The sequence below is a fragment of the Endobacterium cereale genome (assembly GCF_009617585.1).
In the GTDB taxonomy this organism is placed as follows: Bacteria; Pseudomonadota; Alphaproteobacteria; order Rhizobiales; family Rhizobiaceae; genus Neorhizobium; species Neorhizobium cereale.
Genome location: NZ_WIXI01000043.1, coordinates 1 through 12,868, shown reverse-complemented (window position 1 = coordinate 12,868; position 12,868 = coordinate 1). Strand labels below are relative to the sequence as shown.

Genomic DNA, 12,868 nt, shown 5'->3' with positions numbered 1-12,868 from the left:
GTTTCAGCTCGTCTGGTAAACGATACAGGCCTTCGAAAAATCGCGGGCCTTCAGGTCACTGCGTCTCATCATCACGTAATAGGTGCCGTCGAAATCGACGCTGTCGCTGTCATACCCGGCAAAGGTGACAAGCGTCATCCATTCGCTCGCCGCCGGCGAAATTTTGCGCATGTCACCGATGTAATCGTAACCCGAAAGCGTCTGGCCAAGATCGGCGGCGCCCAGATCATTGGCCGGATCCTGCTGAATCAGCAGCGGCCAGCCACCGACCTGCCCGCCATCTCCAGACGAAAAGTTCAATTTTTCCAGCCACGCCCGATGTGGCGCATCGAGACCATAACGCACTACGACAGGCTGTGCTTTTGCATCCGGCAGGCTGTAGGTGAAATCCGGATACAGGCGCGCGGCGGTGAAGGCATGCATATCTTCCTTGCCGTATCCGATCGCCACCATCTCTTCCAAAGTGTAGCCCCAAAGCCCAAGCCCAAGATCGGGAATTGGACGGCGGACCAAATTATCGGTGACCGCTGTGTAAATCAGTCGGAAATCGCTGTTTTCTCGACTTTCGGCAAACCATGGCCGGAACACGAAATCGAAGAAGATCGACAGCAGGCCGGAGGTGGGTATGTCGGGATCCATGGCGCCGGCCGCCGCGCAGGCCGCCAGGTCGATCTGCATTACAAAGGCCAGTGGTGCCTCGCGCCCGGCCAGTTCCTCCTTGATCCTGACGCTGTTGTTTCCGGGCATGCCTGGCAGTGTTCTGATGATTTCCACTTCCTGCTTGCCGGCTTCGGACGGGCCGCGCGTCGGCCAGGGCATTTCGGCGGGCAGATCGGGGGCGCCTCCGAATTTGCCGCAACCGACCGGCAGGTCATTGTCCGGCATGGCCTTCGACCGCATGATGATCGTCGGTTTTGCCAGAGGCAGAAGATTGCGGCGGTCGAGAGCCGGGACACCAGCCTTTTCGAGTGAGGCTGCCAGACTGTCGATGTCGGGGAAATAGGTCGGACCGGCGGGCTCAGCTGCTCGAACGGATAAAACCGGCACCGCCAGTGCAGTTGTCGCACACCCGGCCAGAAAAAAGCGGCGCGAAAACCCCTGCGGAAAATCCTGTTTCATTGAAAAGCGCTTTCATATCGCCAGCAGAACAATACCGCGGAGTTTGCCGGATGCCATGCGGGCGGTCAAACCCGGCCCCAAGGGCTGTCGTGGCATCATCGCTGCCGGGGGAGCGACGTAACGCCACCTTTCCTTATTTCAGCAGCTGCTCTAATTCGGTCACCAAGAGTTAATGGGAGAGCTTAACGATGCTGCCGAACCAGATGCGCCATATCGACCTGCCCTCCTTTGGTGGTCCTGACATGATGACCATGGCAACCGGGCCTTTGCCTGTTGCGCGCGCCGGAGAAATCCTCGTGAAGGTCGAGGCGTCAGGTGTTAATCGCCCGGATGTGCAGCAACGCAAGGGTGCCTATCCGCCGCCGAAGGACGCAAGCTCCATCCTGGGACTTGAAATCGCCGGCGAAGTTGTTGCCGTTGGCGACGGGGTTTCCGAATTCGGGATCGGCGACAAGGTCTGCGCGCTCGCCAATGGCGGCGCTTACGCCGAATATTGCGCTGTTCCAGCCGGTCAGGCGCTGCCATGGCCAAAGGGCTATGATGCGGTCAAGGCCGCAGCGCTCTGCGAAACCTTCTTCACCGTCTGGGCCAATCTCTTCCAGATGGCTGGTTTGACCGAAGGCGAAAGCGTGCTGATCCACGGTGGCTCCAGCGGCATCGGCACGACCGCCATCCAGCTCGCCAAAGCCTTTGGCGCGACGGTCTACACGACGGTCGGGTCGGAAGAAAAACGCGCGGCCTGCGAGAAGCTCGGTGCGAAACGTGCGATCAACTACAAAACGGAAGACTTTGCCGAAGTCGTCAAGGTTGAGACGAACGGCGCTGGCGTCGATGCCGTGCTTGATATGATCGGCGCCGATTATCTGGAAAAGAACCTTTCGGTTCTGGCCAAGGACGGCTGCCTGTCGATCATCGCCTTCCTCGGCGGCAACATTGCCGAAAAGGTCAATCTAACGCCGATCATGGTCAAGCGCCTGACGGTGACCGGATCGACCATGCGCCCGCGTACGGCGGAGGAAAAACGGGCCATCCGTGATGATCTGCAAAGCCAGGTCTGGCCGCTGCTGGAGGCCGGCACGGTTGCCCCGGTCATCCATTCCGTCCTGCCGTTCGATCAGGTCGGCGAAGCGCATCGGCTGATGGAAACCAGCAGCCATATCGGCAAGATCATCCTGAAGTTCTAATCCTGCCTGAAACTCTCGAGCATCGCCATCGCATCACGATGGCGGATTTCTCCGGTTTCGCAGGTCTTGCAACTGGCGCTGATCTTCCAACCGTTCACGAAGGTCTGGGCGAACAGGCCCGATTTCATATTGTGGCGGGCATCGGTTTCCGCCACCACCCAGTCGCGAGTGCCGATCGTCATGGGGGCCAGCAGGCGGCGGAATTCGGCATCCTTGCTGGTGGCGATGCGCACTGCGCGCATGCGGAAATAGCGACGGCCCGGATCGTCATGGAGTGCGGCAATGCTGGCCGCATCATCCGGTGTCGGCGACCGCGCGGCATCCAGCGAAAAAAGGCAGGTTTCCTGTGTTCTCTCGCAGGCCTCGCTGTTGCAGACGATATCGACGGACAGCCGGCCGCGATCACTCTTGCGATTGTCCCCTCGTTTCTTGACCGCCCAACCGGGCGGCATGACCAGGGAAATACCGTGATCGAGTGAAACCATATTCGGTTCAACGGCTTCCTGTGCAAACGCTGCCGTGGTGGAAACGAGCATTGCGATAGCGGCAGTAAGGGCAGCTTTCATCTCACGTCTTCCTCGCCTTTTGCAGTGCGGCCGGCTCTTTCGTTGAACAGTGCTTCGATCGCTGCAAGCCTGTCGCCTGGGAAAATCCGTTTGGGATAGGCCAGCACTGCGCCGAGCCGTATGGTCAGGAAAATGTGGTCAGGCGTGATCCTGCAAGCGTGCATCGCCGCCCAGGGGATGAACATGCGAATGGCGCTGCCATTGTCCCAAATGCCGTTTTCTCCGATGAAGACCGTGCTGCGACCGAGCCCCTTGGCAAGCGCCTGATCGGCATAATAACGCGCGCCCCATCGACGCAACAGCGGATACAGGGCAAGGAAGCCCGCCAGCACCAGCAGCCAGACAAGAGCGGGTTTCCAGAAAGTTGTTGCGAACATCTCAAGAAAAATCGGCAAGGCGATGGCAAAGGGCAGGCGGTCCACATCCATGCCCCAGCCGATCAGGTAGATCAGCGGAACGAGAAAACAGAAGCCGATGCCGAATGTGACGAAACTTTCGGCTCGTTGGCGTCGCCAAGCGCGGCTGTTGCCCACTTCCATCATCGTCGCAATCAGGTCGTCGCGGCTGGATGTAAATTCCTCGGAGCAGGCGATCTCTTGCCCCGCCAGCGCCTGTGTGACGGCGCGGTCCTCCGGCAGACCGCCCGCTATGCGCTTTTCGTTCCAGTCTTTGACAGCTTCGATCTGTTGTGGATTAAGGTCGCGCTTGGGAATGATGATGCACAGTTCGTGCAGATAGGCGACGAAGGAAAGCCATTGTCCGTCTTCCCGCAAGGAGACGCCGTCGTGCCAGGGCTGCAGTTGCGCCATGTCGTCCCTGGTCGTGGTGGTGATGCCCTCACCATCGAAGCGGAAGGTGAGGGTCTGCGGCTGCGTTTCGCCCAGTCGGCGCAAATGGCGACGATATTTCCAATGTTTGCGCCGCATCGCGAAGCGTGACCACAGGACATAGGCGAGGCTTATCAGCACAAGCGGAACGGCGCTGGAAATGATCGAGATTATCTGCTGACTGTTCAGGCTGTTCTGAAGCCCTGGCGCCTTGATGTCATCGAACCAGATAAATATCATGAGCAAGGTGAAAGTCAGCCATACCCACAGCATGAACAACCAGGCGGACTTGCCGTTCTTGTCCAGCCCATAGGCGACTTCCTGCATCACCAGCGCATGCGCGCGATCATTGATCGTCTGGGTGGCGGTGATCTCCAGCGGGGATAATGGCTCGACAGGAGCTGCTGGAGCCGGCGTGTTTTGTCGAATGGTCGGAAGCTTCACGATCAACCTGCTGGGATAACGAAAGGCGGACGCCTTTAGTTAGCGCCGCGACATCACAGGTCCAGTTGGGACAAATACCCGTATTACCTCGGGGCGCACGGCGGAAGTCGTGGGTCCGGTCATCGACCGTTTCGCACGCTTCTGGCAAGGCGATGATTGGAAAGCTTGCGCATGCTAAGCTGAGCCGGCTCATTTTGCAACGCACATATATTCGCGCTTCGTTACATAACTTGCCTTGCAAGGCCGGCCGGCAGGACCTACCTTTCAATCATCGTCAACGTAATGAAAGGAAGGTGGTCCAATGTCTAATGAGATTTCGGTCTGTGTTACGGGCAATGGAAAGGTGGCGGTCTTGACGGGGCAGCCCTCGGCCTGAACCACATCTTCTTATCGGACCGCAGCGATGCGGACCGGGTTCGTTACAGGACCAAAGCTCATGGAGGGTCGCGAAAGCGGCCCTTTTTGCATGTTGTCGTTATGACAGATTGGGTCCCTCGCTTCAGACCAAGGCAAATTGCCTATCTTTCCTCGTATCTTTGCCTGCTCATTGATCTTCCGCAATTCAATCGATGCAAATGTGCATAGCTGGAGTGTGGATTGCGCGCTTTTAGTGCATCTTTTTGAGGCGTATATAAGGGTCATCGAAGGCAAGAGAGCGCCAATCACCGGCAGCTAGGCTTCGAAAACCCAAGGAAAGGGGATCATTATGAACGTCGTACGCACACTCAACAACTGGCGCAAATTCCGTCAGACCGTAACCGAACTGGACCGGATGTCCCCGCGCGAACTGGAAGACCTCGGCATCGAGCGTCACAATATCCGTCGCTTCGCGCGCACGGCAAACGGCCTCTGAGCCCAGAAGTCCTCCCAAGATCGTTCAACGCCCGCTCTTCCGCGGGCGTTTTGCGTTTTGTGCATAGCTCTCCTGCTAAATGCCGATTCTTCCGATTGCTGGAACCTTGATGCCGGGACTAGCGATATCGATACCGGCCACCAGCCCCAGGAAATGCAGTTCAAAACCGCTGCGCATTCCCGCCGAAACACCAAGCATACCCCGCAGCGTCACATGCAAGTCGCGGCCGTCGGCATCGACATGCCAGAATTCGCCATCCGGCAGATAATCGCGTCCGACCGCATGCGGTGGCAGCACTGCGCCCAATTCAGGCACGTTGCGCAGCACATAGGCTACAAACGTATTGGAATTTGGCCCTGGCCAGATCGTGTAGCCGCCAGGTTCGGAATAAGGATAGGCGGCGATCGCGCCCTCGATTTTTGGTATCAGCAGTTCGGCAGCTGCTCCCTTCGCTTCCGCCACCAGTTGCGGCGGGTTCGAATACCAATAGGCATCCGGCGGGCGGTGGTTGCGTCGGATCGGGCTGCCCCAGCCGACCTTGTCATAGCGCACGTAGCTCGCGGCGCCTTTTTCCTTGGTCACGATCCAGGCGTGGCTGGCGACTGCGCCTTTAAGGCCGCCGGTTGCGGCGGAAAAAATGTAGACTGCGGCCTCGTGGCTATCGCGTGCTTCCGGCAGGATATGGGCCGATCCCCAATTGGCCTCGCTCCATCGGCCGGGCCGGTCCTTGATGGCCCAAAGGCCTGCGGCTGCAAATGTCGGCAGCAGATAAACGACGAAGATCAAAAGCAACAATCGCTTCAGATATTTCACCTAGTGTCCTCGCGGTAAATGGGAGTATGCGGATAGGAACTGTTCGCCCGCTCCGGGAGGATGACAGCAGCAAATGAGCGAGAGAGCCATGCAAAACCCCGTTACCGTCGAAGTCACCCGCGGCAATCGTGTTGAAAGCGTTCACCGGGGTCTCGCCGCCATTGTCGACGGTGACGGCAAGGTGGTTTTTTCACTTGGCGATATTGAGGCAGAGGTGTTTCCGCGTTCGGCCTGCAAGGCCATGCAGGCGCTGCCGCTGATCGAGAGCGGCGCTGCCGATGCCTTTGGATTGACGAACCGCGAACTGGCACTCGCCTGCTCATCGCATTCGGGTGAGGATGGCCATATCGAAACCGCCGCCGGCATGCTTGCCAAGGCCGGCCATGATCTTTCCGTTCTCGAATGCGGTGCGCATTGGTCGAGCGACCAGCAGACCCTCATCCATCAGGCGCGCACGCTGACGGCACCGACGGCGCTGCACAACAATTGCTCGGGCAAACATTCCGGGTTCATCTGCACCTGCGTCCAGATGGGCGTCGATCCGAAGGGCTACGTGGAGTACGATCATCCGCTTCAGGCCGAAATTCGTGGCGTCATGGAAAGCCTGACGGGTGCGGCGCTGGGCCACGAAAACTGCGGCACCGATGGCTGCTCTATCCCGACCTATGCCGCGCCGCTCAAAGGTCTTGCCCATGGTTTTGCAAAAATGCTGACCGGCAATGGCCTCGGTGCCGAGCGTGCCAGGGCGTCAAAACGTCTGTTCGATGCCTGCATGGCTGAACCCTTTTATGTTGCCGGCACCAACCGCGCCTGCACGAAGCTGATGGAACTGGCGCCCGGACGCATCTTTGCCAAGACCGGTGCCGAGGGTGTGTTCGTTGCCGCCCTGCCGGAAAAAGGTGTGGCTATTGCCACCAAATGCGAGGACGGAACGACGCGCGCCGCCGAGGCCATGATCTATGCATTGATCGCCCGCTGCCTCGACAATGATGATGCGCTGCGTGAACAGTTGGTCGGCATGGCAAACCGCCCGATGAAAAACTGGAACGGCATCCATGTCGGAGATGTGCGCGTAACGGATGCGCTGTTTGCCTGATGTCATGTGGCGTCTTCTGATCCTGTGGTCTAGGTGCTAAAACCATCGCGGCCAACAGGAGGCCAACAGGAGGATTGCCATGTTCACGCTCCATATTTCGCCGGGTGCCTGCTCACGCGCCAGCCACATCGCACTGGCTGAATCCGGCCTGCCTTACACGCTGAAGCGGGTGAAGTTTGCCGAAGCGGAGCAGCGCTCCGAGAGTTTTCTGAAGATAAATCCGAAGGGCAGGGTGCCGGCGCTGGAAACCGGGCATGGCGTGCTGACGGAAACCGTCGCCATTCTCGCTTATATCGCCCAAGTTGCTTCGGTAGACGGTGTGACTTTGGCTCCGGCCGATCCCTTCGAATTTGCGCGCATGCAGGCTTTCAACGCTTATATCGCCTCCACGGTTCATGTCGCGCACGCCCACGGCCGCCGTGCCGCACGATGGGCGGATCAATCGTCGTCCCATGCCGATATGACGGCGAAGGTGCCCGGCAACATGCGGGATTGCTTCCGTCTCATCGAGAATGATTTTCTGGTTGGTCCTTATGTGATGGGCGAACAATACACTGTTGCAGATGCCTATCTGTTCGTTATGGGCGGATGGCTGGAAAGCGACGGCGTCGATATCGCGGAATTCGCGCGCGTGGCCGCACACCATGCCCGCGTAAGTGAGCGGCCGGCGGTCATGCGGGCGCTGGAGGAAGAGGCTGCATTATAGGTCCGCACCTTCATGTCACGGACGTTCTGATATGGTCGGTGCACTCGCACCCTGCTCTGAGACGGACTCTCGAAAATTTTGCAATGACATAGGGGCCGCATCTCTGAGCATCGGAGCGGTCTTTTCGTGCAGGAGCCGAATCATCACGCAACCATCGCGAAGGGCGGCACGATAAATATGAATATAAAAATCATCTTTGTTGCCGAAGTGAAAATGAAGCGATAGACATCTTTCAATTGCGAAAGAAGATAGTCTGCAGGTCGGTTTCATGGGGATCAAACACGGTGGCGAGCGTGAAAAAATGTTCCTTCGTCACCGCAAGGCGCTCATCGACTATGCGACCCCGCTTTTAGGTTCGAGGGACGATGCCGAAGATATCGTTCATGATGCATTCCTGCGATTTGCGCCGGATGTGAATGAAGCGCCTTTGCCGCCAAAAACCTATCTCTTCCGCATTGTCCGAAATCTGTCCTTCAACAAACGGTCACGTAGAAAACGGGAAACCAGCCTGCCGGAAAACGATATTCCCTGGTGGGCAAGGCCTTTGACAATCGAGACGCCTGAAGCGGCGCTTCTCTTTGGTGAACAGGTCAGAAGTGTTTCAGGTGTGATCGATAATCTGCCGGAAAAAGCGCGAGTCGTGCTTGAACTCTACCGTTTCGAAGGGCTTACTCTCGCCGAAATTGCGGCCCGGTTGGGTGTGTCGACACCGACAGCGCATCGTCTCCTTAAGGAAGCGATGGACGTAGTGAAGGCGAAAATGGCACTGCCAAAGTGATCGACGTCCAAAAATGTGCCGTTTTTTGAAAATTATCCCTTGCTCATTTGTCTATAGAAAGAAGTCGGCAATTTGCTGCCCGGAAGAACGAAGAGCGGATTGAAATGGCGTTCGAAAATGACACTTCTGCGTCTGCCGCCGATGAAGCCACGGAGTGGCTGATCCGCGTTCGCGAAAATCCCGAGAATGACGAGGTCCGCGACGCGTTCAATGCGTGGATTTTCGCGTCGGCGGAAAATCGGCGGGAGTGGGAAAAAACCTGCCAGGCATGGCGTGCCGTTGGCGTCGCCCGGACATCCCGATCTCGCGTGGCGTCAGGCCAGCGCGGGCGCACGAATTCGCATGGAGCGAAGTCAAAGATCGCCACTGCCTTTGCAACGGCGGGGCTAGCCCTCTGTCTGATCGCTTTTGCCGGACCTTCTATGCTGATCCGCATGCAGGCGGATTACCAGACGGGCACGGGGCAGACGCGTTCGGTTGATCTGGCAGATGGAAGTCGCGTTATTCTCGGACCCGACAGTGCGCTCTTACTGGCGTTTTCCGACAGCAGAAGAGGTGTCGTGCTCCTTAAAGGCCAAGCCTTTTTCGATATTGCCCGCGACGAAAACAAACCTTTCGAGGTGGATGGCGGCGGGCTGACCATTGCGGTGCTCGGCACAGGTTTTGACCTTGACCTTGGAGAGAATAGAAGCGTGGTAGCGCTGGCTCATGGTTCCATCGAGGCTTCCAGCCTCTCCGGACAACGCGTCCTTGCTCCCGGTGATGTTTTGACGCTCGACCGCCATACTGGTGGCATCAGTGAAGCCAAGGTCGATGTCGCGGATATTGGTGCATGGCGTGAAGGAAGGCTTGCGGTCGTCAATCAGCCGATCGGGGCGGTCATTGCCGAAATCCAGCGCTATCATCCGGCGTGGATATCTGTTCCAGACCAGTCGCTTGCCGATCAGAAAGTGACTGGAATCTACGACCTGAAAGCGCCGGACGAGGCACTTGGGGCGCTGGTCGATCCCTACGGCGGAAAGGTGCGAAAGATATCCGCTTATTTGCGCATCGTTTCCCGTTTTTAGAAATATGATAGTAAAAATCAAGATTTAGCGAAAGACACGCGATTTCTCTGAAAATCTGCCGAATGCAATTTGTCTATTAAGTCGAAGGCGCCCGAGGGGAGGGCTGCCACGAACTTGGAAAGACAGTTTGCGTATGGTCTATCGGGCGGGTCCACACAGTCGATTTGCGGTTGGAATAAAGAAGGAAACGCGAAAAGCCCTGCTGTTGATGACTGCTACCGTGGCGCTGATGTGCGGATACAATGCCGTTCATGCGCAGTCGACGGGTGCAGCAACAACGGCCCAGCCGGAAATGGTAGGCGTTCGCGACTTCAGTATTCCTCCCTTGCCGCTTGCAAGTGCCCTGTCTGTCTTCAATCGCCAATCCGGCATTCAGATCACTCAGGCATCCGGTGCGGTCAATGGTGGCGCCACAACGGCAGCCGTTCGCGGTCGCATGACACCGCATCAAGCTCTCGCGCAGATGTTGGCTGGCACCGATATCAGTTATCGGTTTACCAGCAACCGCGCTGCGGTCATCGGAGTTGCTCAGGAAAGCGGCGAGGCGGTGGCGGGTGACGGCACGACCGTTCTGGCCCCGATCATGGTGACGGGTGACAGCAGCCGCAATGCAAATGGCGGTGCTGGTTTCCAGGGTACACCGGACTGGGTTTACGAAGAACCATCGAGCGTCAGCGTGATATCACGTCAGGCCGCTCAAGGACCTGGCGCCAGAAATGCCCGCGATCTTCTGGATAACGTTGCCGGCGTCATGACCAACCGGTCGGAAGGTCAAAATCCCGGCGTTCAGGTCAACATCCGCGGTCTGCAGGATAATAACCGCGTGGCCACGATGATTGACGGCGCGCGCCAGAACTTTCAGCGTGGCGGTCATGGCGGCAGCCAGCAGGTTTATGTCGACCAGTCCTTCATTCGCACGGTCGAGGTCGAGAAGACGTCGGGCGCTGGTGTTGGTGGAGCGGGATCACTGGGCGGCTCCGTCAATTTCAGAACACTTACCGCGGACGACATCATTCAGCCGGGGGAGACGTGGGGAGGCGAATTCACGGCTGGTTCCGGCAGCAACGCCTTCTATTTCGATGGCAATCTTCTCGGCGCTTACAGATTTTCAGATGATTTTTCCGTTCTTGCCGGCGTCAGTCGCAAGCGGCTGGGGAATTACAAAACCGGAGAGCTTCCCGACAACCTTCTTTCCGGCGGTGTTGTCGGCGGCGAGGTCCTGTCTTCGGGATATGAGAGCTTCGGATCACTTCTGAAGTTTGAGGCCGCTCCCGCAGACGATTTCAAGCTCGATCTGAACTGGCTTCGATACGATATCGATTCATCGCTGGCGACGGTCTATCAATCCAATGATCAGCGTTATCTGACGAACACGGTCACCTCGTCATTTTCGTGGGATCCGGATTCCGATCTTGTCGATATGAAGGGCAGGATCTGGCTCAACACCACGGATAACGACGAATTGAGACGGTACAATATCGTCGATCCGGTTTCCTACGGCATGAAAAGCTTCGGCGGCAGCCTCGAAAACACCAGCCGCTTTGATCTGCCGGCAGGCACCATATCCCTGAATTACGGTGTCGAGGCCTATCGCGACATCGGCAAGACAGATGCCATCGCACGGCTGGACGATGACGGTGTGGATGGGTCCTACGGTTATAAGGGAATGAACCCATCCGGCCGTTTCGACATGGCCAGCGGTTTCCTGAACGCGACCTTCGAACACGATGATTGGCTGATGGTGCGTGGTGGCCTGCGCTATGATCGCTATTCCCTTTCCGGTTCAACCCAATTGACGGGCGTTTCCGTACCGGTGCTGATAAGCCCGCGGACATGCATCCGGTCTATCCGTGGACGCTGCGTCGAATGGCAGGAAGCTGTCTATGAAATACCGCAGACGCCAAACACGATGGTCGATGTCGACAAATCCGGCGGAGCATGGCTGCCGTCCGCGACGATCGCGGTCAAGCCTCTGGATTGGTTTCAGCCATTCGTGACCTATTCCGAAAGCTATCGTCCGCCATCGGTTCTGGAAACACTGATGTCCGGTGGCCATCCGAATGTGGCGCCGGTCGACAACATGCCGAATCCCAATCTGCTGCCCGAAACGGGCAGGACATGGGAGATCGGGGCGAACATAAGCCGGGACGGTGTTCTCACGGCCGATGACAACATTCGCATCAAGGCCGTCTGGTTCCACCGCAACATCGAGAATTACATCTCCATGGGGCGTGGATATTATGCGCCATTCGAGCGCCTGTACTGGACGAACGTCAATCTCGATGGAACCACGCGCATGCGCGGGCTTGAGATGGAAGCCAGCTATGACGCCGGAACTGCGTATGCGGGTCTGTCCTACACGCGAACGAATACCGATCTTGCAGATACATATCTTTATAACGGCCCCACTGGCATCGGCCTGCCGTCGCAAGGCGAAAACACGGCTGCGCCCTCGGTACTGTTCGTTGTTCCAAAACAGAGATTTACAGTCGATGCAGGGCTGCGGCTGTTCGACGAACGCCTCGTGATCGGTGGGCGTATGACCTATGTCGAGGAAACAACGCCGACGATCGGTCAGCTGGCAAACTCCTACACCAGCGAAAGCTACCGGCTTTACGACGTCTACGGCTCCTATGCCTTCAACGAAAATACCAATCTCCGCTTTGCCGTGAACAACATCACGGACGAGGGCTATTGGCCGGCGCTAGGTACGCGAGATCTGCCCGGACCCGGCCGCACCTTCACTGCTTCTTTGAACGTCAAATTCTGACCGACACGCCGCATGGCGCATGAATCGTCGCGATATCGCGGCCCCTCAGGTTCGCCGACAGGCGGACATATGAAGAAAAGTGCAAAGATGCACGCTAGTGAAAGGAACAGGAAATGCCTGTAGTGACAATCAACGCCTCGGCCGGTACCACCAGCTTTGACCTGGTACAGGACCTGTACGCTTGGGCGCAGGGGCTTGGTACGGCAACCGATAACGGCGCGCTCGTGGCTGCTCCGGCCGGCGCGGGTTATGCATACGAACAGTGGGCAGGCGGTGTTAATGGCGGCAACGGCGCCATCTTCGACGGCCAGTTCAGCTATGGTGTCGGCGGCAATTTTGCCGGCAGCGTCGAAAATCTGTACTTCGGTAGCGGTCTTTCCGGTTCTGCCGCCACTGGCTTTGCCTTGGCGAACACGGGTATCCACGTCGATCTTGGTGGTGGCGTTCCGGAAACGTCATTCCGCGGCGCTATCTACTCGCTGACCCATAATCCAAGTCAGGTTGCCAATCCGAGCGTGAACTTTACGGGCGTCGTGGCGGGCAGCGGCACCCAGCAGGCGGGCCTCTTCGATTTCTTCGGAGACAGCGGCACGATCCAGAACGGTACCGCAGGGGACGACACGCTTTACAGCTTTGATGGCAATG

The 12,868-nt window shown here is 57.7% G+C and carries 11 protein-coding genes and 1 pseudogene; 8 read left to right on the top strand and 4 right to left on the bottom strand.

What is annotated here, in order from left to right; genetic code table 11:
- Positions 1–3: 3 nt before the first annotated feature.
- Positions 4–1,119: a DUF1963 domain-containing protein gene (locus tag GAO09_RS12705; protein ID WP_153354381.1), complete on the bottom strand. Its 1,116-nt coding sequence runs from the start codon at positions 1,117–1,119 to the stop codon at positions 4–6.
- A 188-nt stretch (positions 1,120–1,307) separates the two neighbouring features.
- Between GAO09_RS12705 and GAO09_RS12700 the strand changes: the two genes are divergently transcribed.
- A complete protein-coding gene (locus tag GAO09_RS12700; protein ID WP_153354380.1) occupies positions 1,308–2,303 on the top strand; it encodes an NAD(P)H-quinone oxidoreductase in 996 nt (331 codons plus the stop codon).
- Here GAO09_RS12700 and GAO09_RS12695 read toward each other — a convergent pair.
- A complete protein-coding gene (locus GAO09_RS12695) occupies positions 2,300–2,869 on the bottom strand; it encodes a hypothetical protein (protein WP_153354379.1) in 570 nt (189 codons plus the stop codon). The genes GAO09_RS12700 and GAO09_RS12695 overlap by 4 nt on opposite strands.
- Positions 2,866–4,140 carry a YcxB family protein gene (locus tag GAO09_RS12690; RefSeq protein WP_153354378.1) on the bottom strand — a complete coding sequence of 425 codons (1,275 nt, stop codon included), beginning with the start codon at positions 4,138–4,140 and terminating at the stop codon, positions 2,866–2,868. Before GAO09_RS12690 ends, GAO09_RS12695 begins: the two co-directional genes overlap by 4 nt.
- Before the next feature lie 706 nt (positions 4,141–4,846).
- Here GAO09_RS12690 and GAO09_RS12685 point away from each other — a divergent pair.
- Positions 4,847–4,993 (top strand): DUF1127 domain-containing protein, encoded by a 147-nt coding sequence (locus GAO09_RS12685; protein WP_153354377.1) that lies wholly within the window; start codon positions 4,847–4,849, stop codon positions 4,991–4,993.
- Positions 4,994–5,068: 75 nt separating this feature from the next.
- On the opposite strand, the gene GAO09_RS12680 is transcribed toward GAO09_RS12685, so the two are convergent.
- Entirely contained in the window at positions 5,069–5,806 is a 738-nt protein-coding gene (locus GAO09_RS12680; RefSeq protein WP_324184877.1) for a DUF3750 domain-containing protein, read from the bottom strand.
- A gap of 88 nt (positions 5,807–5,894) precedes the next feature.
- Here GAO09_RS12680 and GAO09_RS12675 point away from each other — a divergent pair, with 88 nt between their 5' ends.
- The 6 genes and pseudogenes from GAO09_RS12675 to GAO09_RS12650 all read left to right on the top strand — a co-directional run.
- The gene (locus tag GAO09_RS12675; protein WP_153354572.1) at positions 5,895–6,902 is read left to right on the top strand and encodes an asparaginase; all 1,008 of its coding nucleotides are present in this window, start codon (positions 5,895–5,897) and stop codon (positions 6,900–6,902) included.
- Positions 6,903–6,981: 79 nt separating this feature from the next.
- Positions 6,982–7,608 carry a glutathione S-transferase family protein gene (locus GAO09_RS12670; protein ID WP_153354376.1) on the top strand — a complete coding sequence of 209 codons (627 nt, stop codon included), beginning with the start codon at positions 6,982–6,984 and terminating at the stop codon, positions 7,606–7,608.
- Positions 7,609–7,876: 268 nt separating this feature from the next.
- Complete coding sequence (locus GAO09_RS12665) at positions 7,877–8,386, top strand: RNA polymerase sigma factor (protein WP_209018701.1); 510 nt, start codon at positions 7,877–7,879, stop codon at positions 8,384–8,386.
- Positions 8,387–8,490: 104 nt separating this feature from the next.
- Positions 8,491–9,453 (top strand): FecR family protein, encoded by a 963-nt coding sequence (locus tag GAO09_RS12660; RefSeq protein ID WP_153354375.1) that lies wholly within the window; start codon positions 8,491–8,493, stop codon positions 9,451–9,453.
- 208 nt (positions 9,454–9,661) lie between these two features.
- Entirely contained in the window at positions 9,662–12,223 is a 2,562-nt protein-coding gene (locus GAO09_RS12655; protein WP_235938119.1) for a TonB-dependent receptor, read from the top strand.
- 113 nt (positions 12,224–12,336) lie between these two features.
- A pseudogene (locus GAO09_RS12650) lies at positions 12,337–12,868 on the top strand (hemolysin); the annotation flags it as partial.